This is a genomic window from Micromonospora sp. HM134 (genome assembly GCF_007833915.1).
Classification (GTDB): Bacteria; Actinomycetota; Actinomycetes; order Mycobacteriales; family Micromonosporaceae; genus Micromonospora; species Micromonospora wenchangensis.
Map to the genome: position 1 here is coordinate 5,699,538 of NZ_CP041061.1, position 22,298 is coordinate 5,721,835.

The window sequence follows — 22,298 nt, forward strand, 5'->3', positions numbered from 1 at the left end:
CAGAACCCGGGGACCGCGACAGCGGCCTCGAGGAAAGGAGACAGTCATGGTGGAGTCCACCCCGACCGAGGTGACCGCCCTGTACGGCGGGCCGGCCACCCGCCGGGTCCGCACCCGCGACCTGATCGCCGCCAAGGAGCGCGGCGACCGGTGGGCCATGCTCACCTCGTACGACCAGTACACCGCCGGGATCTTCGACCAGGCGGGGATTCCGGCGCTGCTGGTCGGCGACTCGGCGGCGAACAACGTGTTCGGCTACGAGACCACCCTGCCGGTGACGGTCGACGAGTTGCTGCCGCTGGTCCGCGCCGTGGTCCGGGCGACCCGGCACACCCTGGTCGTCGGCGACCTGCCCTTCGGCTCGTACGAGGAGGGACCGACGCAGGCGTTGCGCACGGCGGTGCGGTTCATGAAGGAGGGCGGCTGCCACGCGGTGAAGCTGGAGGGCGGCCGGCGCTGCGCCGACCAGATCGCGGCGATCACCGGGGCGGGCATCCCGGTGATGGCGCACATCGGTTTCACCCCGCAGAGCGAACACACCCTGGGCGGCTACCGGGTGCAGGGGCGCGGCGACACCGCCGACGAGGTGCTCGCCGACGCGCGGGCGGTGGCCGGGGCGGGCGCGTTCGCGGTGGTGCTGGAGATGGTGCCCGGTGAGGTAGCCAAGCGGGTCACCGCCGAACTGGCGATCCCCACCGTCGGCATCGGCGCGGGCCCGGACACCGATGCCCAGGTGCTGGTCTGGCAGGACATGGCCGGGCTGCGGACCGGGAAGGCACCCCGGTTCGTCAAGCGCTACGCCGACCTGGCCGGGGCGCTGACCGAGGCGACCCGGCGCTTCGCCGACGAGGTACGCGGCGGCGACTTCCCCGCCACCGAGCACACCTTCTGAGTACGGGCGGTGGGGCGGTGCCGCCGCCCCACCGCCCTGGAACGAGCCACCGCCCGGGTCGGGCGCGGTCGGCACGGGCGGAGCCGGGCCGGGCACGGGACCGCCCGGATCAGGCGCGGAACCAGCCGGGTCGGGCTGATCGCCGCAGGCCAGGGGCCACCATGGTGCGGCGGGAGCGGCTAGGGTTCCGCCCGTGGATCATGTTCGCTTGTCAACAGTCGTCCTGACCTGTGTCTCCGTGCTGGCCCTCGCGGCGTGCAGCGAGGCGGAACCGTCGACCACGGCCGCGCCGTCGACGTCCGCCACCGCGTCGGCCACCGCTGCCGCCCCGTCGGCCACCACCGACCCGACCACCGGCGGCCCGACCGCCGCCGCCGACCCTTCGGCCGACAAGAAGCTCTGCACGGCGGCCAAGAAGATCGCCGACACGACGAAGGCCGACGTGATGAAGGCCGCGACGTCGGGTGGCGACCCCACGCCGACGATCCGCAAGGCCTACACGGAGATGGCGCAGGAGTTGGCGAAGGCCACCACCGACGCCCCCACCAGCGAGGCGGTCACCGCGCTGGCCGCGTTCGGGGCCGCGTCCGGCCGGGTGGCGACCGCGGCGAACCTGGACACCGCCGCCGACGACCCCGAGTTCCAGAAGACCAGCGCGATGGCGAACGCCGCCTGCAAGAAGGCCGGTGTCGACACCAACTTCTGACCACCACCCCACCGCACACCCCGCCCGCCGCGATCGTGGAGGAACTCGGCCCTCCTGGGGGCACATTCCCTCCACGATCGCGGGCGGAAGGCGGGGAGGTGGGTGGGTCAGAGGTCGGTGACGCGGATGCCGGCGTGGGCCTTGTAGCGCTTGTTGATGGCGATCAGGTTGGCGGTGAACGCCTCGATCTGGTGGGCGTTGCGCAGCCGGCCGGCGTAGATGCCGCGCATGCCGGGGATCCGGGCGGCCAACGCGCCGACGATGTCGACCAGTTCCCGTTCCTCGGTGCAGATCAGCACGTCGAGGTCGATCCGGTCGACCTCCGGATCGGCCAGCAGCGGCGCGCTGACGTGGTTGAACGCCGCACAGACCCGGGAGTCGGGCAGCAGGGCCGCCGCCTGCTGCACCGCGCTGCCCTCGGCGACCGGCAGCGCGTACGGGCCCTGCCTGTCGAAGCCGAGCGGGTTCACGCAGTCCACGACGATCTTGCCGGCCAGCGGTCCGGCCAGCGCGCCGACGGTGGCCGCGTGCCCGTCCCACGGCACCGCGACGACCACCACGTCGCTGCGGCGGGCCACCTCGTCGTTGCCGGCGCCGGTCACGTCGACCCCGGTGGGCAGCCGGGGCAGCGCGGCGATCTCCGCCGCCGCCTCGGCGGCCCGGTCGGCGGAACGGGACCCGATCAGCACCCGCTGACCGGCGCGGGCGAACCGGTAGGCCAGCCCCCGTCCCTGGTCGCCGGTGCCGCCGATGATGCCGACGGTCAGCCCGGACACGTCGGGGAGGGTGCTCGCGTCGTATGCCATGGCGTCATCCTCGCAAACCGCCACGCCACCGGCGGCGCAAGGCGCTGTGACGCTGACCGCCCCGCCGGGGCGGGGCTCAGGCCCGCTCGAAGAGCACCTTGCGGCCGACCGGGTCGGCGGTGACCAGGCGTACGGTGACCCGCTCGCCCAGCGGCAGCTCCCCGGTGCAGCGGGCCCGCACCGGCGGATCGTCCAACGCCACCGTCCCGCCGGGAACCCGGCCGGGCTTCGCCGGGCCGTTCGGGGGCGCGTCGGTGTCCAGCACCGCCGCCGAGAACGTCTCCCCCACCCGGTGTTCCAGCAGCACCGCCTCGGCCAGCTCGATCGCGCCCCGGGTGGCCGTTCCCGCCGTCCGGTCGGTCGAGGCCATCACCTCCGGCAGCCGGGGCAGCGCCGACCGGGCCCACCCGGGCACCTCGCGGCCCTCGTGCAGGGCCAGGCACACCTCCGTGGCGTACCGGTCGGCCAACCGGCGCAGCGGGGCGGTGACATGGGCGTACGCGGCGGCCACCCCGCCGTGTTCCGGCTGCTCCGGCAGCTCACCGTCGAACGCCGTGTACGCCGCACCGCGCATCAGCTCGGCCGCCTGGTCGACGAAGGCGGCGGCCCGGGGCCGGGAGGCGTCCAACCCGGCCAGCACCTCGCCGACCCGTACCCCGTCCGGCCAGTGCACGCCCAGCGGGGCCGCCGCCGCGCGCAGCCGGGCCACCGCCTCCGGCTTCGGGGCGGGCATGGTACGCAGCAGCCCGATCCGGCCGGCCAGCATGATGTCCGCCGCCGCCATCCCGGTGAGCAGCGAGATCTGGGCGTTGTGGTCCTCCATCGGGCCGGGGCCGCGCAGCACCAGCCGCCACCCGTCCCCGTCGGGCTCGACGTCCTGCTCGGGCAGGGGCAGGTTGACCGCGCCCCGGCGCAGGCCACGGGCGGTGAGCAGGGCACCGATCTCGGGCAGCAGCGCGATCGGGTCGGGCAGCCGGCCGGCGTCGGCGGCCACCTGCACGCCCGGGTAGTCCAGCTTGGCGCGGCTGCGTACCAGGGCGCGTTCCAGCCCGACGGCGACGGTGGCACCGTCGACGTCGAGGTCGATGGTCCACAGCACGGCCGCCCGGTCGACGTCGGGCAGCAGGCTGGCCGCCCCCTCGCTGAGGGTGTGCGGATGCAGCGGCACGTTGCCGTCGGGCAGGTAGACGGTCTGCCCGCGCCGCCAGGTCTCCTCCTCCAGCGGCCCGCCGGGGCGGACGTGGGTGGCGACGTCGGCGATGGCGTACCGCACCCGGTAGCCGCCGGGTCGACGGCTGAGGTGCATCGCCTGGTCCAGGTCGCGGGAGGTGGCCGGGTCGACCGTGACGAACGGGACGTCGGTACGGTCGGCCACGGCGGGCGGTGGGGCGTCGGCCGCCTCGTCCGCCTCGCGCTGCGCCGCGGCCGGGAAGCCGTCAGGCAGTCCCAGCTCACGGCGCAGCGCGCCGAAGTCGATGCGGGGCGCGAGCACACGTCGGATGACCACGGGTCAATCCTGGCAGCGTGCCGCGTGATCCGCTCTCCGGCGGGCGGGCCGCAGGCTCCGTACGGTCAGCCGGTGGCCTTGCGGGCGCGCGCCGGTGTGGCGGCCCGCGCCGCCGCCGTCCGCGCGGGCGCCGTACGGGCGGTGGCCTTACGGGCGGTGGCCTTACGGGCGGTCGTGGCCGTGGTCTTCTTCGCCGCCGCCTTGCGGGTGGCCGTCGCGCTGGTCTTGCGGGCCGGTGCCGCCTTCGCGGTCGACTTCGACGCGGGAGCGGTCTTCGCGGTCGACTTGCGGGCCGGCGCCGTCGTGGCCGCCGTGGTCTTCTTCGCCGCCGTGGTCTTCTTCGCCGGTGTCGCCTTCGTGGCGGGCATCGCCTTCTTCGCCGCCGTGGTCCTCTTCGCCGCCGCCGTCTTCGTCGGCGTCGCCTTCCTGGCGGTCGTGGTCTTCGTGGCGGCCGTGCTCCGCGTGCCGGGCATCGACTTCTTCGCGGGCATCGACTTCTTCGCCGCCGTGGCCCTCTTCGTGGCGGTGGTCTTCTTCGCCGCCGCCGTCTTCGTCGGCGTCGCCTTCCTGGCGGCCGTGGTCTTCGTCGCGGCGGTGGTCTTCCCGGCGGCGGTCCGGGCGGTCGCGGTGGTCTTCTTCGCCGCCGCCGCGGTCGTCCGCTTCGCCGCGGTGGCCTTCTTCGCCGCCGTGCTCCGGGCGGCGGCCGTGGTCTTCCTGGCCGTCCCGGCGGTGCTCCGGGCGGCGGCGGTGCTCCTGCTGGCGGCCTTCTTCGCCGGGGCCTTCCTCGCGGTCGACTTCGACGCGGTGCTCCTGGCCGCCGGGGCCTTCTTCGCCGTCGACTTCGAGGCGGGAGCCTTGGTGGCGGTGCTCCTGGCGGCCGGGGCTTTCTTCGCCGTGCCGGTCGCCGTCTTCCGGGCGGTGCCGGTGGACGGGGTCCGGCCCGAGCCGGCGCCCGCCGCGCTCGCCGTCGCCCGGCCGGCCGACGCCTTGCGGGCCGCGGCCGTGGTCGTGGTCGAGCGGCGGGCCGCGGTGCTCCGGGTCGCGCCTGCGGTCCGTTGCGCGGCGGCGGTCTTCGTCGCGGCCGGGCGGGTGGTGGCCTTTGCTGCTTCGGCCATCTCGGTTCCCTCCTTGGGGACATGCTCCCGCGTGCCTCCTCACGGAGGCACGGAGTCCTCGACGCGGGCCGTCCCGCGCCGTTCAGTTGCCCTCCCCGGCCCAGCGGGCATCTTCGGCCTCCCACGCCTCGTTGCGCTCCTGCACCTTCTGCAGGGCGTTCTCCGCGTCGGCAGCCGAGGGATACGGTCCGAGAACGTGCTTGGCAGGGCACACGTCGGCATCGGTCTCGACCCGGTGGTGTCGGGTGCACCAGTAGTAGTGCCCACCACTTCCGCTGTCGTTCATGAGATCACTGTGCACCGGGCGCAGCCCGACCGCCACCGGATCGCCGCAATTGGTCGCGACCACATCCACAGTAGACGTGCTCGGCGGCCTCCGGGGCGAAACCGCGAAATCGACCCTGACCTGCCCGGACGCCGCCGGAACCACCCCGGCGACACCACCGCCGGCCCGGGTTGCGGGGCCGCCGCGACGCCGCGCGGGATGGGCCGGAAAGCCGGTGGTACGACGCCGGACGCCGCCGGCAGAATCGAATACCGTGATCATGACGGGGACGCGTACCCACCGGATCGCCGCCCGGCTGAACCGTCGGCGGTACGCCGTACTCGTCGACCGCCCGTTGGAGTCGACCGGGCCGCAGACGGCGGGAGTGGTGACGGCGGGCGTCCCGCTGCTGCTGACGGTCGGGGTGCCGGCGCTGGCCGGGCTCGGCTGCCGGCTGCTCGTCGCGTACACCCCTTTCCGAATGTCGCGGTCCTGCCCGGGGTGGCGCTGATCGGGTTGGCGGTGGTGCTGCGGCCCCGGCTGGGGCGGCTCGTACGCCGGATGCTGCTCACCCAGCCCGCGCTGACGATGCTCGGTGACGCCGCCGACCTGTTCCGGCCGTCCCCCGCCCGCCGGCACGTCGGGTTGCTGGAGCTGCTCGGCGAGGCGGTGGGCCGCCGGCCGGGACCGCCCGCACCCCGCGGGAGCCGACGGTGACGCTGGACGGGAGCCGGATGGAGCGCCTCGACGCGGAGTTGACCCGGCACTTCGACCGGACGGCCCGGACCGTCGCCTGGTCCGGCTGAACCGTCGTCCGTGGCGTCCACGGTCGGGACGGTCGTCCGGCTGGGGCACGCGGTGGCCGACGGATCCGGGACTTCCGGCCCTACCGCCTGGACCAGGTACTTGGTATCAGCTCGTCCCGCAGTGGACCATCCCTCGGCCTGGTCCTCTTGACGGGACCGCCGGCCGGTCCGGGTCGGCCGGACAGTCCCGATGCGGCGGCCCCGAGTGCGACCGACCCGGGGTGTGTGCGAGCCTCGTCAGACCTCTTGCGGCGCTGCCACCGCCCGCCACCTGGGCGGGACGACGACGATGTCGACGGCGCCGCCCTGTCGAACCGGGAGAACACCACCGTGGCTAGCCTGGACGTCGCCCTGAAGAACGCGATGAGTATCGACGGAGCGATCGGGGTGGCGCTCGTCGACTACAGCAGCGGCATGACCCTCGGCGTGGCCGGCGGCACCGGCGAGATCGATCTGACCGTCGCCGCCGCCGGCAACACCGACGTCGTCCGCGCCAAGATGCGCACCCTGGAGATGCTCAAGATCGAGGACGAGATCGAGGACATCCTGATCACGCTCGGCAGCCAGTACCACCTGATCCGCCCGCTGACCGGCCGCACCGGCAAGGGCCTCTTCCTCTACCTGATGGTGAGCAAGAGCCGGGCCAACCTGGCCATGGCCCGGCACCAGCTGCGCACCATCGAGGAGAGCCTGGAACTGTGACCGCGGACAAGACCGAGACCATCCTGCCCCGCCGTTCCTCCCGCGCCGCCCCCCTGCCCGCCGCCCGGACGCTCCCGCCGTCGCTGGCCGGGGACCGCTCGCTGCCGTACCCGGCGATCAGTCGTGAGTTGGCGGAGTTGCGGCACGAGATCCCCGGGGTGCACGGGTGCGTCCTGGGTGGCGTCGACGGCCTGCTCATCACGCACAACCTGCAGAACGAGGTGGACCCGAACGACCTGGCCGCGCTCGCCGCGACCACCTTCGGCCTCGGCCGGCAGGTCGGCATGCGGCTCGGCCAGGGCGATTTCCAACAGTCGACGGTACGCAACCAGGGCGGCTACCTGAGCGTCTACGCGGTCAGCGAGCAGGCCCTGCTCGCCGTGATCGGCACGGACGCCGTCAACGTCGCCCGGCTGCACCTGCACGCACCGGGGGTGGCCGGCCGGATCGCGGCGCTGCTGACCCGGGTCCCGACGCAGGCCTGACCCACACGGCGGGGGCGCGGCCGAGCACGCCGTGCCCCCGTCCGGCCGGGACGCAGAACCGCGGTAACGGGTGAATCCCGACCTCTGTCCACACTCCACCGCAGCAGCCGACCAGACCCCCTGGAAGTAGTTTTTCCGAAATAATCGTCACTGCCGGGAAATAGTAATCACAGATAGGCCGAAAACGCGCGACACAGCAACGATAATTGACCGTGAAAGTAACTACGTCGACACATGTTTCTGATCAAGTCGACGCATGCCACTCTCCGTACTCGCACAGGCGACGCGGGCCACGCGTCGGCCATTTCTGTTGCTGTCAGGGCTGATCGCGCTGACCGCCCCCCTGGTAGCCACCCCCGCCGAGGCAGAGCGCGCCGCCGGCACCGGTGTCAGCATGCCGACCTGCGCCTGGTCGTCGAAGTACGGGGCGACAAGCCTGAACGCCTACTGGCCGGACACCGCCGCCACCTACTGGTCGACCATCTATCCGGTCACGCCGGGCCTGGAAATCACCCTCTCCGGAGTCTTTCCCGACGCCAGGTACGCGTCTTTCAACGTGTATGACGACAAGCCCACGTACTTCACCCGCAATGGCGTCAGCTCCAGCATGCCGGATTACCTGATCACCCCGGACGCGGGCAGCCAGAACCCGTGGCAGACCGGTGCCGCGCCGGGTGGACGGTTCACCCTCACCATCACCCCCGACGTGGCCTTCGGACAGACCAACCGGATGCCCCTGGCCCGGGAGGACGCCCCGGCCGGCGCGAAGGCGTCGGTCATCTTCCGGGTCTACCTGCCGGCCGGTGGTGACGCGACCGTCGCCCTGCCCACCATGACCCTCACCCTCGACGGGGTGTCGCAGACCCTGCCGCCCTGCTCATCGGGGGGCGGCACCCCCGGCACCACCCCGGCGACCACGAACGCCCGGGAGGCGGGACTGTCCGGCGCAGGCGGTCCGGGTGACGGGCCGGGGCATCCCGGCGGCGGACCGGGCGTACCCGGACACCACCCCGGCGGCCCTGGCCCCGGCGGACCGGGCGGGCCGGGCCATCCCGGCGGCCCTGGCCCCGGCGGGCCTGGCGGGCCTGGTGGGCCCGGGGGGCCGGGCGGACCCGGCGGGCCGGGCGGACCCGGCGGGCCTGGTCATCCCGGCGGGCCTGGGCCTGGTGGGCCGGGCGGACCTGGCGGTCCCGGCGGACCCGGGGGGCCGGGGTTGCCGGAGGAGACCGGGCAGAAGCTCTTCACCCGGACGTCGGAGGTGGAGAACCTCGCCCCCAACCCGGACAACGCCTACCTCGGGACCTGGGTCAGCCCGCCTGCGGCGGACCAGGTGCTGGTGATCCGGGGTCGGGCCCCCCGGGCGGTCGCCGGCAACCATCCGGGCGTCTGGCCGCGCCGGCACGCCGACCTGCGCTACTTCTCGATGTGCACCAACCTCGGCGGCCAGGTCAAGCCCGTCGTGATCAACCGGTTCACCGACGCGCCGGCGAGCCTCGGCTGCCGCTACGACGACGACACCCGCCTCGACCGGCACGGCTACTACACGTACGTGATCGGCCGGGAGCAGCAGCGGACGGCCATCGAGGCGGTCGACGACGCGACCTTCCTGCCGTTCTCCGTCTCGTATCCGGTGGCCCCGCACATGGTGCTGCTGCGGAACCTGCTGCCGGCGGCCGGTTTCCCGCACGCTACCCAGAACGTGCCGATGGACAGCTCGGCGGAGACCGCCGCCACCGTCATGGGGCCGCACTATCCGCTGCTGAAGGTGTGCTCCCTGGCCAGCCTGACCGCTGACGGGGGTCGCGTGTGCACCGCCTGAACTGAACGGACGGGAGCGTCCGGGCGTCGGCGACGCCCGGACGCTCCCGTCGTTCCACCACGACGCGGACACCACGGTCGGATGTTCGACGGCGTGACCTGGCCCGCCAGGCCGGGGGTGTACTCCATTGAGAGTCGCCGACGTCCGATCTGGAGGAACGATGTCCCCGACCGCCCTGCGCGCCCTCGTACCTCTCGCCGTGCTGGCCGCACTGGCCGCACTGGCCGCCTGCGACACCGCGACGCCCGGTCCGGTGGCCGGCACCGGCTCCCCCGGGCCGGTCACCGGTTCGGACGCCGCGTCGCCCCCACCCGGCGGCACGGCCGCCCCCTCCTCCGCCGGCAGCCCGACGCCGACGCGCGGCGCGGCGTCCGCCACACCGGCGGCCACCCGGGCGGCCTGCCCGGTCGGTGCCGCGACCCTCCAACAGGTGTCGGGGCTGGACAGCAGAACGCACCGCATCGACCCCGACCACATCAGGTGCGCCCGGCAGTGGGCGAGCGCCGGGGTGATCGCCGTCGACCCGTCCCAGCAGGGGGACGGGGTGCTGCTGTTCGCGCATTCGGCCGGCGGGTGGAAGAAGATCGGCGAGGGCAGCGCGCTGGAGTGCAGCCCGTACGGCATCCCGAAGGAGATCGGCGACCAGGTCGGCTGCCGCGACCACGACTGATTCGGACACTACGGCCGGCCTCTCGGCAGCGGGTGGAGTCAACCCGGCACGCGACGGCGACCCTGCGGAGGCCGGCAGGGGTCAGTCCAGGTCCCCGCGTCGAGTGGCGATCCACGCCTCGACGTCTTCGGCGAGCCAGACGTTGCCCATCTGGAGGCTGGCTACCGGCTCAGGGAAGTCCCTGCGGTTGGTGATCTGGTAGACGCGCTGCCGGGAAACGCCGCCGAGCATGGTCCGGATCTCCCCGGAACCCACCAACCGCAGCTTCTTCCCCATGACGCTGACGCTAGGCACACGTCGACTAGGCATGTATCAACTTGATGGAGGCTTAGTTACCAGACGCTCTAGTCGTCTACTCTTTACGCATGACTAGAGTCAAGTGGTTCCAGCGCACCCACCGACCGGTGGACGTCGTCACGGTCGAACCCGCCGCCACCCCGAGCGGTCCGGATGCGCGGCGGCGGACCGACCGGTCCACCGTGCCGGCCGCAGAACTGCGGACGATAGCCAACGCCGGCGTCTGGCGCTGGGCCAGGATCGCCATGCGCTCCAGTCGGAGGTGAGCCGCGCCCATGCCACAGAAGCCGGCCGAGCCTCCGTTCTCCGTACTGATGGCCGGTTACGTCGTCGACTTCCACCACCGCTCCACCTGCACCAAGTGCTCCGACGAAGGGTGCCCGCGACTGGCCACGGCAGGCAGGACGCTACGCGCCTGGCGGGACAGGGAGCACCGACGTGAAGCCCGGTGACGTGCTGCATCTGACCCGCGCGGCAGGCCCCCAGTTCGTCCGCCCGGTCTTCGTCCGCCTTATCAAGATCCGCACAGAACCATGCGCCTACCACGGCTGGACGTGGCTTGACGGCTATCGACTGGACGAGAAGGGCAATGCGGTGGCCCGCCGGGAGTTGTACGTCTTGAAGGAAGGAGTGCGGGTCGTGTCGTCGCACCCCATCACGACAACTCGCGAAGCAGGTGGCTCAGCGCCGCGATCGAAGCTCTGAGCTGGTGGGCGACGGACGAGTCGACCTGTACGCCGGATTAAGATCACGATAGACCCGCTGACCAGGGGCGGAGCCCGGAGACAGCCGTTGTAGGCCGTCGCCAGGCCGTCAGGGAGTCGTAGGCCAGCCCGACGAGGCCCTACGCCAGTGGTGACACTGGGCCTCCTGGTCACTGATACCGAGCCGGCCCGAGACGACCATGTGGTTACGGAACGGCAGCCAGCCACGCTGCGGTGATGCACAGGTCGTCGACGGTCCAGCGGCCAGCGTGCTCACCGTCGCGGAGAAGCCGCCGCACCGACGGCAGATCAGCAGTCGGTGGAACATCGAGGACGACGAGTCCGAACATGCCCACCCCGCTCACGTTCAGCCGGGCGAAGTCAGCCAGCACAGCATCCTGGAAGTGTTCAGGATGATCGTCGTCAGGTGCCCAGACGCGGATCGCGCAGTAGCCCGAGGCCGCGATCTTTTCTTTCACCCACCACTGGCCGTCGCCGTCGCGCTCCACCCGGAAAACGTCATGCTTCGCAGCGTCGAACGCGCCCCATGGTGCCCACGGCAACCGCACCCGATCCGGTGCTACCCGTTCTGCACCCATCCCCAGGCTCGTCGCATTGCTGCCAGGCGGCATGAGGAACCACACCTGGACCCACCCGTCGGGCAGATTGGGCATCAACCTTCTCCTTCTCGGTGGCCGGTCGGTCTTCGACGCCCTGAGTAGGCGGGGCCACCTGTCGTGAGAACGACACCGGACCAAGCAGCTACGCCACCCGAGTTTGGCCTCTGGGGCGTGGCCGTGTCACGGGCGCGGCCCCAGAGCCCCAGCAGGGTTCCCGAACAAATCGTCGATCGCATTGCGGGTGCGTTCCTCGCTGGCCGGCATCAGGTGGGTGTAGACGCGGAGGGTGAACCCGGGGTCGGCGTGGCCGAGGTACGACGCGAGCGCCTTGATGCTCTCCCCCGCGTCGAGCAGCGACGAGGCGTAGAAGTGGCGTAGCGCGTGCATCCCGGTGGCCCGGGTCGGCGTGATGCCGGCCGCCACGACAGCCGGTCGCCAACTCTTGTTGTCGAAGGTGCGCCGGTTGATCGCACCCCGCCGGGTGGTGGTGAACAGCAGCGGCACCGTGACCCGCTCGGCGTCGGCCGGGTTCTCCCACGGCAGGGTGAGCGGCACCGGGGCGAAGTCGTCGAGGTGCTGGCGCAGCACCTGGGCGACGGAGTCGGGCAGCGGCACCCGGCGGTCCCGGTCGTTCTTGGGCAACCCGAAGACGAGCCGGGAGCGGACGAGCTTGACCTGACGCGAGACGTGCACCCACCCCGCATCGAGGTCGATGTCGTCGACGCCGAGCCCCAGGATCTCGCCCTGCCGCAGCCCGCAGCCCGCGCCGAGGTCGACCATCGGGCGGTACCGCTGGGCGAGGCCACCGCGGATTGCTGAAACCTGTTCGTACCGCCACGGCACCACCCGACGTTGCACCGGTCGCGGTGGGGTGACCGACTTTGCCGAACACGGGTTCTTGGCGATCCGCTCGTCGTCGACGGCCGCGCCGAGGATGGTCCGCAGATGGGCGAAGACGACGGCCCGGGTTGCCGGGGCCAGCTTGCCGACCATCGCGGCATCCCATTCCCGGACGTGCCCCGGCTTGATCTCGGCCAGTTTCCGCGCGCCGAAGAACGGGAGCAGGTGTTTCCGTACCCGGAACTCCGTGCTCTCCCGGGTCGACTCGTCGAAGGATCGGGTACGGAGCCAGGTTTCGGCGTACTCGGCGAAGGTCATCCGGCCGGCGACCGGGTCGACGTAGGAGCCCCGGAGCTTGTCCGTCTCTGTCGACACGAGAAACGCGTCAGCTTCGCGCTTGGCCCGGTCGGGGTAGGACTTCTTCCGTTCCCTGCCGTCCGGCCCGATGTACCGCACCCGGTAGCGCAGCCCTTTGCCGAACAGGTTCGTCTTGACCCGCTCCCGTCGCCCGCCCGGGTGGTGAATGGTCTTGTACCAGCGATCCTCGACGTGCCCCATCAGGCCGCCGCCTGCGCGCGTACCCAGGCCCGGACCGTCTCCGGTTCGTACCGTAGGTGTCGGCCGACCCGGGCGGCCGGCGGACCGTATTTGACCTTGCGCCAGCGGTACAGCGTTTCCTGCGGCACCCGCAGGTAGGCCGCCACCTCCCGCACCGTCCAGAGCCCATCGTTCACCACCATCATTGCCCCTCCCCCGTTGTGTCGCCCGTTCCTGTTGCTGATCCGTCGTTGGGGAGCTGCGCGGCGCGGTCCTTGGCGGCGAGCAGTTCGGAGCGCCAGCGGGCACGTTCGCTGATCGACCGCAGCAGCCGGTGAGCCATGGCCGGTACGTCGGGGTCATCGGGTCGGGCGAGTTCCCAGGCGTGCCGGACCGGTTCGACGGTGGCGCCCTGGTCGTCGACCCCGTCAAGGCCGACCGTGACACCGAGCAGCGACCGCACCCAGGCCCGGACGTCGTGCTTGTGGTCGCTCAGCGTCTTGCCGGACCAGTCGCGCGAGATGAGGATGCGCCGGCCGCCGATGCCGAGGGTGTCCCGCTGGTGGACCTTGCCCTTGCACCGGCCCGGCTTGAGCTTCGCGTTCGCCTTCTTCGGTTGGACGCCGTAGAGCAGCCAGTTCGCACACCGGTCGGTGCAGGGCGTGACGCGCAGTTCCCGCCACAGCCGGTCGAGGTGCTTGCGTTGCCGGTCGGTGGTCGCCTTGTGCACGTCGCCGGTGTGCTTGGTGATGTACTTCGTGACGTACCGGATGGTCCGTTCCGCGTCGGTGGTGCCGGGCATGACGCCCCGCGCGTCGACCTGGGTACCGAAGCGCACGACGTGCACCGGTTCCGCGTGCGGGTCGTCGTCGATGGCGTCGAGCGCTTCCGTCCAGGTGGTCAACGGCTCACGGGTGTCCGGGTCGACCCACGCCGCCGCCTGCTCGTCCCATACCGGGGGTCGGTCGGCGGTGTAGCGCTGGAGGTCGGCCGCCGGCCACCACACCTGGTGATAGGTCGCGGCGGCGACGGTGCGGAGGGTGTCGCGGGGGATGGTGCCCCGGATGGCGAAGTGGGCGTGCGGGGCGAGTCGGCGTTGTGGCTCGACGCAGCCGGCGTACTGGACGTTCCAGCCCTCGCAGCGGCGTAGGTTCTGCCAGAACCGGTCGAGGAGGCGGGGGAAGTGGACGGCGTCCCAGGCGGCGCGGCGGTAGTCGTACCGGTCGGGGTTGACCGGGGTGCCGTCGGGGCGGACGGGGCCGTAGGAGTCGAGGGTGAGGGTCAGCCACATCGACGGCCGGTAGGTAGTGCCGTCCGCAGCGGTGTACGTCCTGCCGACCGTGCGCCGCTCGACCTTGCGGCGTGGCAGTTCGGGAGCATCCTGCCGCCGCCGGGTCGACCGCTTCCGGCGCGGGCCGGTGTCGTCGTCGCCCTGGTCGTCGTCGCCGGTCGCGTGCGGCGGGGCGACCCGACCCCGGAGCCCTTCGGCCGCAATCGCCTCTTCCACCTCGCGGATCGCGTCGTCGAGGTCTTCGACCTGGTCCCACTGGCACGCCCGCGATGCCTCGTCACGGGAGAACTCCAAGTGCCCGCGCAGCAGAATCAGCGCCTTCTGTTCCTCGGTCGCCGGTTCCGGCGGTGGCAGGGGTTCGTCGTCGCGGTGCCAGCCCTCGCGAATCTGGGCCTGCCGCAGTCGGCGGTTCTTCTTGGCGCACGGGGCGCACTTGTCTTCCCGGGTGGCCCCGCAGGGCAGGTCGATGACCTCGGTCAGGCCGGTGTCGAGGTCGGTGCGGCGCATGGCGAGGGGGCGCACGCAGACGCCGTACTCGGCGGCGATCTCCTTGAGGACATCGACCGAGCGGGGTAGCGCCATGCGGGCCGCCCGCGACCCCGGCCGAGGAGGCGCAGCCGGGGTCGGGGCGACGGGTTCCAGGCCCGGCAGGGTCGGAGTGGTCATCGGCCCACCCCCGCCGTGAGCGGAATGCGGTGGTTCCGGGTGCGGGTGCGCCGGTACTGTCCGGGCTCACCAGCAACCCGAGTGGCGAGGTCGACATGAGCGACGATGACGGTACGACGGTGCTGTGGCGTCCGACCGGGCCGGAAGAGTTGGATCTCGTCCGCGAGTCCGGATGGCGGGCGTGGCCGCCGCGTCTGCCTGATCAGCCGATCTTCTACCCGGTCCTGAACGAGGACTACGCGGTGATGATCGCCCGGGACTGGAACGTGCCCGCGTCCGGCGTCGGTTACGTCGCCCGCTTCCGGGTGGAGTCGGAGTTTCTGCGCCGGTACCCGGTCCAGCAGGCCGGCGGGAAGACCATCCTGGAGTTGTGGGTTCCGGCTGAGGAGCTGGGCGAGTTCAACGCGCACATCGTCGGGTTGATCGAGGTCGTGCACGAGTTCCGGTAGCCGCCGGCCGGCGGCGAGGGTGGCGGTCATCGGATGATCCCGACGACGTGCGGCCGGTTCGAGGGGACAACGCGCGGAGGCAGCACCGCCGCCGGGGCAGAGATGGCAGCCGGAACCGGGACAGCCGGCGGCACGGGGTCAGCCGGGCGCTCGGGTTCGGTGGTGGCCTGCTCAGGCACTCCGTACCAGTCGCCCGGGGGTTGGTCCGGTTCGGGAGCCGGCGGCACGGCGGGGGCGTTGGACAGGACGACCTTGACCAGGGCGAGGAACGCCAGGGACGGCACGGCCGCCACGGTCCAGCCCCACACCGACGGTTCGGCTTCGGCGACCTGGGCGGCGAGGGAGAGCAGTGCGAACGCGACCAGGAGTGAGCCGACCAGGCCGACGGGCCGACCCGTGCGACGTCGGGCGCGCAGTTCCAGGCCGAGGTAGATGGTCATGAGTTCGACGGCTACGGCGTTGGCCCAGCCGATCCAGTCGGGTTGGCCGTGGGCGACGGACAGGTCGTGGACGTGGGTGAAGGCGGCAGCGCCGGCCATGGTGCCGATGGCGAGCAGGATCACCAGGCGTACGGCGGTTTCGGTGCGTGCGGTCATCGCCACTCCTGCATCGGCTTCTCGCGGATGGTCAGGTCGATGCGGATACGCCGGTCGGCCATGTCGGGGCGGCGGTTGACCATGTGCGCGAGGCCGTGCAGGGCGGCGGCGGTCTGGTCGGCGGGGCCGACGAGCCGGATGCGCAGCGGACGCCGGAGCCGGTTGATGACGCGGGCAAGGGTGGTCATGGCGGTTACCTCCGGGCCGGTCGGATGTCAGTGCGGATGTAGTCGGGAGGGGTGCCGAGCGTGGCGACCGCTTCGGAGAGGCAGCGCCACAGCGCCCACGCCTCATCGGGGGTCAGAGACATCCGCCGCCGGCCCGCCCCTACGGCCAGATAGACGGGGTACGGGTCGGGTCGGTCGGGGTCGACGCGGACGGACACGGCGGTGACCGGTTCGGGGATACGCAGCCGGTAGAAGCGCCGGCCGTCGGTCGGGCCGGTCATCGGGGTTCGCCCTGGTCGGCGTCGAGGATGGTGCGCAGCGCGTCGGGCAGCAGCGGCCCGCGTCGGGGCCGGGGCAGCGCCGGCCGGACCGGTTCCGGGGTGGACTCGCGGCCGACCTGGGCGAGGATGTCCGCCGCGTCGGCCGGGGCCGGGTACCGCTGGGCCAGGTCGCGGATGTCGTCGTCGCTGACGTAGGAGAACCGGACCCGCATCGGTTCCGGGGTGCCGTCGAGGATCACGTACCCCACGCCTTTGGCCCATCGGGGCATCTGGTCGGCGAGGGCACCCCGGTTGCGGGCACCGTCACCCAACACGAGATCAACCTGAGCGGCTTCGGTGAGGCCGAGGGCGATGCGGGTCGGGAACAGGTCCCGGAACGGCAACACCTCCTTGCGCGGGTCCTGCAACGCGGCCACCACCAGCACCCCGACCCCGGCACCCTGCGACAGCAGCAGCCCCAGCGAGCCGGCGATGCGCTTGCGGAGGTCGACGTCTTGCAGGTACGCGGTCAGTGCGGCCATCTCGTCGATGACGACCACGACCAGGGGGTCAGCCTCGGTCGGCGTGTGCACCCGCACGGTGCCGGCGAGCCGGGTCTGACGCTCCCGCATCACGGTCACGGCCTCGTCGAGGAGATCGGCCATGGCCTCGAACGACTTGCAGGCGAACCGGGCGAACAACGGCCGACCCATGGCGAACTCCATCCCGCCCTTGGGGTCGATCACCCACAGCCGCACCAGGCCCGACGTGATGCCACCGGCCAACGAGCGGACCAGCGACCACAGCACCGAGCCCTTCCCGGAGCGGGTGGCCCCACCGATCAGCACATGGGTGGCGAGCAGGTGCAGCGACCAGGTCCCCAGGTCCTCCCGCCGCGCCAACGGCAACGCCGTGAAGTCGGGGACGGCCGGGGTGTCGAACGGCGGCACCACCGGCCGCAGCGCATCGGTACGGACGAGCACCAGGTAGACCAACGTCGGCCGATCCCGGAACCGCAACCGGTCCACCCAGCCGAGCAGCAGCCCCCAGTAGCCGGTACGGGTCGGCGGGCTGTCGGGCCGCTCGGAGTAGACCCGGGCGTGCCGCCGGCCGAAGGCGTACGCGAGGTTCGCGGTGACCTGTTGGAAGTCGGCCGGGGTCTGCCCCCGGACCATGCGCACGGTCAGCACGTCCAGGGCCTGATCCGAGCGCACCCGCAGCAACTGCGGCAGGACCGGCAGGTGGTCATACGTTGCGGCCAGGCCACACAGGGTCATCGCCTCGTGCCAGGCCCGCCGGTAGACGACGACCTGACGGAACCGGCCGAGCAGCGGCCCGGCGCACCACCGCCACCAGGACGCCTCATCACGCCACCGCCACAACGCCGACACCGCCGACGCCAGCACCAGCGGCACCACCAGACCCGGCCAGCCATGGTCGGCGTGGAGGACGACGGCGGCCACGACCAGGCCCACCGTGATCGGGTGACGCAGGCTCCACCAGCAGAACCGGGCGGCCCAGCGCAGCACCAGGCCGAGCACGACCAGCCACATCGGCAGGACGAACCGCTTCGGCCGGACCACCATCAGATCCCCGGCGGTCACCATCACCACCCCGCCACGAGGCCGGCGCATCATCGCCTACCACCGCGCAGCGACACGAACCGGCCCGACGCATCCCGGACCGGAGGAAACGGAAGAACTAGCTGACCCACACAGCCGGCACACCGACCGTCGGCACCGGTGGCCGGGTCGAACCGGGACTGACACACCTCGCACCGAGGCGAAGCCGGGGCAGCCGAACGCCTACGCTTGGACACGTCACTACCTCTCTCGACAGAGCAGGGGAAAGAGACACCAAGGGGGCGGGGCTGCCGTCCGCCAAGACCAGACAGCCCCGCCCCCAACCTTCAGCGGCTACGCCGCCGCCTTCTTCGCCACACCCGCCGGAGCACGCATCCCGGTCGCCCGCAGCGAGTACGCCATCCGGTTGTTGTTGGTCACGTACGGCGTGACCGTCATGCCCTCGAACTCCACCGCCTCGAACGGCGCACCCGTCGGCGGCACCGGCTGGTAGTCGGCGGAGATCTTGACCGTCGTCTCCCGGGAGCGCTTGCCAAGCTCCGGGTCCAGGTCCATCACCCGCACCTGCCACACCCGCTGACCGGTCAACTTGTCCTTCGCCGGGCTACGCCGCCCGGTCTTCTCGTCGTAGTCCTCGACCTCACCCAGGGACTCGGGGACCAGGGCGCACCCCGCCGGGAAGACGTCCTCACAACGCACGGCGAACCTCGTACCGCCACGCAGAGCCATCGCTCAACCTCCAAGTTGTTGGCATGTCTGCCAAGCGAGACTCCAAGGTAGGCGCAACTTGGCAGACATGTCAACAACTTGGAGTAACAGGCTGTAGCGGCCCCACTGCGCCCGCGAGCCCCCTCGGAGGCAATTAAATCGCTGCATGGTGGATTTCTGTTCGACGCGCAGACTTTCGCGCCCTCAACTTCCGCGCTGCAAATCGGTGCCAACCGATGATGATGATCTTAGGTCTGCGGGAATAAGACTTTTTCCTGCTCAGGTGGGCTAAGTTTTGGATTAAACAAATTGAACTCCCGCGACTTATGAGAGCCGCTTTTTGGAGCACCCAAACCAGCCGGAAACTGCGCCAAGAAAGACTCTTGATGTCCCAGCCTGGCACTGTCCCAGCATGGCACTGTCCCAGCTCAGGCGGGGTGCGCTGCCGCCCCTCGTGTGATGCGCTTCTCACTTTTTAGAATTGACGCTCCTGCCTGCCGAACCGCTCCACCCCCCGGCTACCATCAACAGGGCGAGCGCCCGCCAGTAGGCGAATTCCGCCTGGCATTGAAGGAGGAAAAAAATGACCGAGATCAACTTTTCGGTGAAGGTGCACCCTCAGGTTGTGGTGCAGATCGTGGTGGTGATCCTCGTCGTCCTTGGGATCGGCGGCTGGATGGTCTAGCCGTTTCCTGCTGGATCACTGCTACGGCGAGACGATCGCAGTCGTTGTCAGCCCAGCATGCGCGACCACTGCTGGCTCCCACGCGAGCACCCGGGGTTAACGAGTTCACGGTCCAGACCCTGACGGGGTTGAGCAAGGCGCTGAAGAGGCCCGTCGGGTTCGCGGCTGCCCGGACTAGGGCGTCAGCTCATCGACGAGGGCGCGGATCTTATCCGTAACCCTGGTGCCCGGGGGATGCAGAGGCACGAGGCTACTTCGTAGCGCCGCCACCAAAGCCGTTGGAGATCATCGAGGTCAGGGCGTGTGCTCTGGCCTCGATGATGTTCATGCGTGCTTGGTATTCGGCGGGTTCGCGGTGTGCGGCTTGGCTGGTGACTTGGCCGGGCCATTTGCGGTAGAGCAGGCCGTATTCGCGGGTGAAGTAGCCGGCGGTGACGGCGTTGGCGGCCAGGAGCAGGCCGGTGTCTTCGGAGGCGGGAAGGGCCATCCAGCCGCCGAGGGCGAAGACGAGATCCCGCCGCAGGCACAGGGTCGCGGGGTGGACGGATGCCCGGTAGTCGTTGGCCTGCCAGAAGGCCAGGACCGCGCCCCGGTCGATGACCCCGCCGGCCGGGTCCTTGTCCCATCCGGCGGTCGACCCGTCGGGCAGCAGGTCGAGTACCCGCGAGGTGGTCCACCCGATCTGTTGGTGCGCGTCGAACGCGGCGATGTCCCGCCCGAGCGCGCCGGGGGTCAACTGGTCGTCGGCATCGAGAACCTTGATGAGTTCCCCGTCGACACGAGACAGCGCAAGGGTCCGAGCAACACCAGGCCCACCCGGTCGGCCGGTGCCGAGGCTGATCCGTGGGTCGTCGGGCAGGACGTCGGCCAGGGCTCCGGTCTGTCCGTCTTCCTGGACGAGCCATTGCCAGTCCCACCCCGGCGGCATCTCCTGCTTGGCCAGCGATGCGTACGCGCCAGCCAGGTATTCGATGCTGGGCGCGTGGACCGGGGTGATGACCGAGACGAGCTGCGTCAAGTTTTCCACCGCTGGAGTTTGTGGGAGTAGACAAGCTCGGTCCGGTCCCCCGGCATCACCACGTCAGCCACCTCGACCACCCGGCCGGTGGTGTCGACGGAGGTCTTGCGCACGGTGAGCACGGAGACGCCCGGGTCGATGTCCAACAGCTCGGCCTCATCCGGCGACGGGGGCCGGGCGCGGATCTCGTCGTCGATGCGGTCCAGCTCGATGCCGAGGGTGTACAGCTGGTGTTGCGTGCCGCCGGGCCAGGGTTCCTTGCTGGCGTCGAGCAGGTCCGGGTTCGCGGCGACCAGGTCGTAGGGCAGGTATGAGTACGACACGGTCAGCGGCGCGTTCTCGTGCCGCGAGGATGTCCAGTAGACCCGGCGCAGCAGCGGCGCACCCGGCTCGACCTGGAGGGCCGCCGCCATCTCGTCATTGGCGTCGACGCGGGTGTACTCGGCGTGGAACTTAAGGTCATCGACGGTCAGGCCGGTGTCGTGTTCGGTCGCGCCGGTCTTCAACCGTTCGTCCTCGTCGAGCAGGACCCGGTCCTTCTCCCACTGGTACCGCTCGGTGTTGCGGCGGCGTACCCGCTGGCGAGGTGCCCGCACGTAGGTGCCGCGCCCCTGCTCCGCGCGGACCAGGCCCCATTCGCGGAGCTGCCGGATGGCGTTGCGGACGCTCGTGCGGGACAGCCCGGACGACTCGGCCAGCTCGGTTTCGCTCGGCATCAGCGTCCCGGGGGCAAGCTCCCCGCTCATGATCTTCGCCCGCAACTCTTCGGCGAGTTGCAGGTAGCGAGGGCGCCAGTCCCGGCCATGCACACCGGTCACCGTACCCCCTAGACGTTCCAACGTCTGCCAGGTGGTCCCCCCAGCCGGCCGCTCTGGCACCGCCGGCACCACCACCGCCCCTGCTCGCGGGGGCTGCCCACGACGCCCACCAGGACCACGCGCCCCAGCACCCCGCCGGCCGTTGGTGTTCACCGATTCTCTCCCGTCCGCCCGCGCCGCCTGTTCGCTGCTTGCATGGCTTGTCGGGCGTGGGTCAGTTCCTCGATGAGCCGGTCGACGTGGTTGAGCGTCAGGAGCACGGTTTGCGTGGTGCCGTAGTGGGTCGCGTCGAGCTTGATCGCCGGGTCGCGGCGGGTGAACCGGTCGATGAGCAGTTGCAGACTCACCCACCCGGTCCCCTCCCGCCCGATCGTGGCCAGGTACCCCCGGTGCATCGGATCGTTCGGCCCACAACCCCGGCACCACGGCGGACACACCACCGGCCGAGGCGACGCCGGCCCCCGCCGGTTCATCATCGGGAAGCCGTCACTCATCGCCGGCCCCCTGCCCGCCGGCCTGCGCCAGCAACCCGCGCAACTGCTCCACCAGCTCGGCCGCTTCCGGCAGCGACAACTCCGCCCAGGCGTTCCCCGCCCGACACGACGCGTGCACGCACACCAGCGGAGCACCGGGAGTCTCCGCACTGATCAGGTACGTAACGACGAGCCCACTCGCCCGCTTCTCACCGACCCGCAGCATGTGGCCGCGATGACGACGGGCCATGTGCGCCATCACCGGCGGCACCAGATAGCCGCATCGCTCCGGCGTACACCAGTCCGGGTGACTCGTGACCGGGGCCGGCTTGCTCGGGCGGGTCATCGTGTCCACCGCCCGCCGTGGCCCCGGTGCGCCTGCGCCACCGTCATCAACGGCGCGTACCGCAGCACGGGCAGTTCCCGCGTGACGTCGACCGACCACCACGGCGTAGGGCCGGTCGATCCGCCGGACGACGCCGACGGCGTGTTGCCGCTGGTGGTCGGGATCGGCGTACATCGGCGGGGCCACCAGGACGACAACCAACCGCGTCGACGATGAGAGCCGGACATCGCACCTCCACAGGTAGACGAGGAACCGGCGGCCGACCACGAACTAGGTTGTGGCCGACCGCCGGCCCGGATGAAGGCACGGCGCACCGTCCGACGCCGGACGGGTCGGGTATCGCCGAGCCAACTTGTCTACGCGGCTACCGCAACCGGTCCCTCAGGACGCCGCGCATAGATGCGGCCAGGGCCGACACCGCGACCACCCCTGACACGAGCCGTCACCCCGGCCGCACACCAGGAAAC

The 22,298-nt window shown here is 71.3% G+C and carries 29 protein-coding genes; 11 read left to right on the top strand and 18 right to left on the bottom strand.

The window, feature by feature from the left end; all coding sequences use genetic code 11:
• Positions 1-46 precede the first annotated feature (46 nt).
• Both panB and FJK98_RS33355 read left to right on the top strand, forming a co-directional pair.
• The gene (gene panB / locus FJK98_RS24540; RefSeq protein ID WP_145921101.1) at positions 47-892 is read left to right on the top strand and encodes a 3-methyl-2-oxobutanoate hydroxymethyltransferase; all 846 of its coding nucleotides are present in this window, start codon (positions 47-49) and stop codon (positions 890-892) included.
• Between the two features lie 208 nt (positions 893-1,100).
• Positions 1,101-1,598, top strand: coding sequence for a hypothetical protein (locus tag FJK98_RS33355; protein WP_168222545.1), 498 nt, complete (start codon positions 1,101-1,103; stop codon positions 1,596-1,598).
• A 107-nt stretch (positions 1,599-1,705) separates the two neighbouring features.
• Here the strand turns inward: FJK98_RS33355 and npdG are convergent, their stop codons facing one another.
• From npdG to FJK98_RS34345, 4 genes are all read right to left on the bottom strand, one after another.
• Entirely contained in the window at positions 1,706-2,404 is a 699-nt protein-coding gene (gene npdG / locus FJK98_RS24555; protein WP_145921104.1) for an NADPH-dependent F420 reductase, read from the bottom strand.
• 76 nt (positions 2,405-2,480) lie between these two features.
• Positions 2,481-3,911 (bottom strand): RNB domain-containing ribonuclease, encoded by a 1,431-nt coding sequence (locus FJK98_RS24560; protein ID WP_145921105.1) that lies wholly within the window; start codon positions 3,909-3,911, stop codon positions 2,481-2,483.
• 65 nt (positions 3,912-3,976) lie between these two features.
• Positions 3,977-5,026 (bottom strand): hypothetical protein, encoded by a 1,050-nt coding sequence (locus FJK98_RS33710; protein WP_205789187.1) that lies wholly within the window; start codon positions 5,024-5,026, stop codon positions 3,977-3,979.
• A gap of 82 nt (positions 5,027-5,108) precedes the next feature.
• Entirely contained in the window at positions 5,109-5,573 is a 465-nt protein-coding gene (locus FJK98_RS34345; RefSeq protein WP_240762313.1) for a hypothetical protein, read from the bottom strand.
• On the opposite strand from FJK98_RS34345, the gene FJK98_RS24575 reads away from it, so the two are divergent.
• From FJK98_RS24575 to FJK98_RS24600, 6 genes are all read left to right on the top strand, one after another.
• Positions 5,572-5,802: a hypothetical protein gene (locus FJK98_RS24575; protein ID WP_145921106.1), complete on the top strand. Its 231-nt coding sequence runs from the start codon at positions 5,572-5,574 to the stop codon at positions 5,800-5,802. The two genes, FJK98_RS34345 and FJK98_RS24575, sit on opposite strands and share 2 nt — an antisense overlap.
• A complete protein-coding gene (locus FJK98_RS24580; RefSeq protein WP_145921107.1) occupies positions 5,793-6,008 on the top strand; it encodes a hypothetical protein in 216 nt (71 codons plus the stop codon). Before FJK98_RS24575 ends, FJK98_RS24580 begins: the two co-directional genes overlap by 10 nt.
• Before the next feature lie 419 nt (positions 6,009-6,427).
• Complete coding sequence (locus FJK98_RS24585) at positions 6,428-6,799, top strand: hypothetical protein (protein ID WP_067306011.1); 372 nt, start codon at positions 6,428-6,430, stop codon at positions 6,797-6,799.
• Entirely contained in the window at positions 6,796-7,284 is a 489-nt protein-coding gene (locus FJK98_RS24590) for a roadblock/LC7 domain-containing protein (RefSeq protein WP_240762315.1), read from the top strand. Before FJK98_RS24585 ends, FJK98_RS24590 begins: the two co-directional genes overlap by 4 nt.
• A gap of 256 nt (positions 7,285-7,540) precedes the next feature.
• A complete protein-coding gene (locus tag FJK98_RS33715; RefSeq protein ID WP_145921108.1) occupies positions 7,541-9,103 on the top strand; it encodes a hypothetical protein in 1,563 nt (520 codons plus the stop codon).
• A 160-nt stretch (positions 9,104-9,263) separates the two neighbouring features.
• Positions 9,264-9,773, top strand: a complete 510-nt coding sequence (locus tag FJK98_RS24600; protein ID WP_145921109.1) for a hypothetical protein — start codon at positions 9,264-9,266, stop codon at positions 9,771-9,773.
• Between the two features lie 81 nt (positions 9,774-9,854).
• Here the strand turns inward: FJK98_RS24600 and FJK98_RS24605 are convergent, their stop codons facing one another.
• Complete coding sequence (locus FJK98_RS24605) at positions 9,855-10,049, bottom strand: DNA-binding protein (protein ID WP_228543537.1); 195 nt, start codon at positions 10,047-10,049, stop codon at positions 9,855-9,857.
• Between the two features lie 89 nt (positions 10,050-10,138).
• On the opposite strand from FJK98_RS24605, the gene FJK98_RS24610 reads away from it, so the two are divergent.
• Entirely contained in the window at positions 10,139-10,336 is a 198-nt protein-coding gene (locus FJK98_RS24610; RefSeq protein ID WP_145921111.1) for a hypothetical protein, read from the top strand.
• 172 nt (positions 10,337-10,508) lie between these two features.
• A complete protein-coding gene (locus FJK98_RS24615) occupies positions 10,509-10,775 on the top strand; it encodes a hypothetical protein (protein WP_145921112.1) in 267 nt (88 codons plus the stop codon).
• Between the two features lie 205 nt (positions 10,776-10,980).
• On the opposite strand, the gene FJK98_RS24620 is transcribed toward FJK98_RS24615, so the two are convergent.
• The 4 genes from FJK98_RS24620 to FJK98_RS24635 form a co-directional block, all read right to left on the bottom strand.
• Entirely contained in the window at positions 10,981-11,448 is a 468-nt protein-coding gene (locus FJK98_RS24620; RefSeq protein ID WP_145921113.1) for a DUF4265 domain-containing protein, read from the bottom strand.
• A gap of 126 nt (positions 11,449-11,574) precedes the next feature.
• Positions 11,575-12,792, bottom strand: a complete 1,218-nt coding sequence (locus FJK98_RS24625) for a site-specific integrase (protein ID WP_145921114.1) — start codon at positions 12,790-12,792, stop codon at positions 11,575-11,577.
• A complete protein-coding gene (locus FJK98_RS24630) occupies positions 12,792-12,974 on the bottom strand; it encodes a helix-turn-helix domain-containing protein (protein ID WP_145921115.1) in 183 nt (60 codons plus the stop codon). Before FJK98_RS24630 ends, FJK98_RS24625 begins: the two co-directional genes overlap by 1 nt.
• Positions 12,974-14,728: a replication initiator gene (locus FJK98_RS24635; RefSeq protein WP_145921116.1), complete on the bottom strand. Its 1,755-nt coding sequence runs from the start codon at positions 14,726-14,728 to the stop codon at positions 12,974-12,976. The genes FJK98_RS24630 and FJK98_RS24635 overlap by 1 nt, the downstream gene beginning before the upstream one ends.
• A 95-nt stretch (positions 14,729-14,823) precedes the next feature.
• On the opposite strand from FJK98_RS24635, the gene FJK98_RS24640 reads away from it, so the two are divergent.
• Positions 14,824-15,177, top strand: coding sequence for a hypothetical protein (locus tag FJK98_RS24640; protein ID WP_067306043.1), 354 nt, complete (start codon positions 14,824-14,826; stop codon positions 15,175-15,177).
• A gap of 26 nt (positions 15,178-15,203) precedes the next feature.
• Here the strand turns inward: FJK98_RS24640 and FJK98_RS24645 are convergent, their stop codons facing one another.
• The 9 genes from FJK98_RS24645 to FJK98_RS34350 all read right to left on the bottom strand — a co-directional run bounded on the left by FJK98_RS24645 (position 15,204) and on the right by FJK98_RS34350 (position 22,032).
• Positions 15,204-15,773, bottom strand: coding sequence for a DUF2637 domain-containing protein (locus tag FJK98_RS24645; protein WP_145921117.1), 570 nt, complete (start codon positions 15,771-15,773; stop codon positions 15,204-15,206).
• Positions 15,770-15,961: a hypothetical protein gene (locus FJK98_RS24650; protein ID WP_145921118.1), complete on the bottom strand. Its 192-nt coding sequence runs from the start codon at positions 15,959-15,961 to the stop codon at positions 15,770-15,772. Before FJK98_RS24650 ends, FJK98_RS24645 begins: the two co-directional genes overlap by 4 nt.
• A 5-nt stretch (positions 15,962-15,966) precedes the next feature.
• Positions 15,967-16,221 (bottom strand): hypothetical protein, encoded by a 255-nt coding sequence (locus tag FJK98_RS24655; protein ID WP_145921119.1) that lies wholly within the window; start codon positions 16,219-16,221, stop codon positions 15,967-15,969.
• Entirely contained in the window at positions 16,218-17,807 is a 1,590-nt protein-coding gene (locus tag FJK98_RS24660; RefSeq protein WP_145922971.1) for an FtsK/SpoIIIE domain-containing protein, read from the bottom strand. Before FJK98_RS24660 ends, FJK98_RS24655 begins: the two co-directional genes overlap by 4 nt.
• Before the next feature lie 309 nt (positions 17,808-18,116).
• The gene (locus FJK98_RS24665) at positions 18,117-18,512 is read right to left on the bottom strand and encodes a transcriptional regulator (RefSeq protein ID WP_104113758.1); all 396 of its coding nucleotides are present in this window, start codon (positions 18,510-18,512) and stop codon (positions 18,117-18,119) included.
• A gap of 914 nt (positions 18,513-19,426) precedes the next feature.
• Positions 19,427-20,203 (bottom strand): glycosyltransferase, encoded by a 777-nt coding sequence (locus FJK98_RS24670; RefSeq protein WP_240762319.1) that lies wholly within the window; start codon positions 20,201-20,203, stop codon positions 19,427-19,429.
• Complete coding sequence (locus FJK98_RS24675; RefSeq protein WP_145921121.1) at positions 20,191-21,012, bottom strand: GntR family transcriptional regulator; 822 nt, start codon at positions 21,010-21,012, stop codon at positions 20,191-20,193. The genes FJK98_RS24670 and FJK98_RS24675 overlap by 13 nt, the downstream gene beginning before the upstream one ends.
• Positions 21,013-21,161: 149 nt before the next feature.
• Positions 21,162-21,359 (bottom strand): precorrin-4 C11-methyltransferase, encoded by a 198-nt coding sequence (locus tag FJK98_RS24680; protein ID WP_240762321.1) that lies wholly within the window; start codon positions 21,357-21,359, stop codon positions 21,162-21,164.
• A 139-nt stretch (positions 21,360-21,498) separates the two neighbouring features.
• Positions 21,499-22,032 (bottom strand): hypothetical protein, encoded by a 534-nt coding sequence (locus tag FJK98_RS34350; RefSeq protein ID WP_240762323.1) that lies wholly within the window; start codon positions 22,030-22,032, stop codon positions 21,499-21,501.
• Between the last annotated feature and the right edge of the window lie 266 nt (positions 22,033-22,298).

Bases quoted from the DNA above. Each gene is read 5' to 3' on its own strand.
- panB (WP_145921101.1), top strand. From the start codon at position 47: ATGGTGGAGTCCACCCCGACCGAGGTGACCGCCCTGTACGGCGGGCCG.
- npdG (WP_145921104.1), bottom strand. From the start codon at position 2,404: ATGGCATACGACGCGAGCACCCTCCCCGACGTGTCCGGGCTGACCGTC.
- FJK98_RS33710 (WP_205789187.1), bottom strand. From the start codon at position 5,026: ATGGCCGAAGCAGCAAAGGCCACCACCCGCCCGGCCGCGACGAAGACC.
- FJK98_RS24575 (WP_145921106.1), top strand. From the start codon at position 5,572: ATGACGGGGACGCGTACCCACCGGATCGCCGCCCGGCTGAACCGTCGG.
- FJK98_RS34345 (WP_240762313.1), bottom strand. From the start codon at position 5,573: ATGATCACGGTATTCGATTCTGCCGGCGGCGTCCGGCGTCGTACCACC.
- FJK98_RS33715 (WP_145921108.1), top strand. From the start codon at position 7,541: ATGCCACTCTCCGTACTCGCACAGGCGACGCGGGCCACGCGTCGGCCA.
- FJK98_RS24600 (WP_145921109.1), top strand. From the start codon at position 9,264: ATGTCCCCGACCGCCCTGCGCGCCCTCGTACCTCTCGCCGTGCTGGCC.
- FJK98_RS24605 (WP_228543537.1), bottom strand. From the start codon at position 10,049: ATGGGGAAGAAGCTGCGGTTGGTGGGTTCCGGGGAGATCCGGACCATG.
- FJK98_RS24610 (WP_145921111.1), top strand. From the start codon at position 10,139: ATGACTAGAGTCAAGTGGTTCCAGCGCACCCACCGACCGGTGGACGTC.
- FJK98_RS24620 (WP_145921113.1), bottom strand. From the start codon at position 11,448: ATGCCCAATCTGCCCGACGGGTGGGTCCAGGTGTGGTTCCTCATGCCG.
- FJK98_RS24625 (WP_145921114.1), bottom strand. From the start codon at position 12,792: ATGGGGCACGTCGAGGATCGCTGGTACAAGACCATTCACCACCCGGGC.
- FJK98_RS24630 (WP_145921115.1), bottom strand. From the start codon at position 12,974: ATGGTGGTGAACGATGGGCTCTGGACGGTGCGGGAGGTGGCGGCCTAC.
- FJK98_RS24635 (WP_145921116.1), bottom strand. From the start codon at position 14,728: ATGACCACTCCGACCCTGCCGGGCCTGGAACCCGTCGCCCCGACCCCG.
- FJK98_RS24640 (WP_067306043.1), top strand. From the start codon at position 14,824: ATGAGCGACGATGACGGTACGACGGTGCTGTGGCGTCCGACCGGGCCG.
- FJK98_RS24645 (WP_145921117.1), bottom strand. From the start codon at position 15,773: ATGACCGCACGCACCGAAACCGCCGTACGCCTGGTGATCCTGCTCGCC.
- FJK98_RS24650 (WP_145921118.1), bottom strand. From the start codon at position 15,961: ATGACCACCCTTGCCCGCGTCATCAACCGGCTCCGGCGTCCGCTGCGC.
- FJK98_RS24655 (WP_145921119.1), bottom strand. From the start codon at position 16,221: ATGACCGGCCCGACCGACGGCCGGCGCTTCTACCGGCTGCGTATCCCC.
- FJK98_RS24660 (WP_145922971.1), bottom strand. From the start codon at position 17,807: ATGGTGACCGCCGGGGATCTGATGGTGGTCCGGCCGAAGCGGTTCGTC.
- FJK98_RS24665 (WP_104113758.1), bottom strand. From the start codon at position 18,512: ATGGCTCTGCGTGGCGGTACGAGGTTCGCCGTGCGTTGTGAGGACGTC.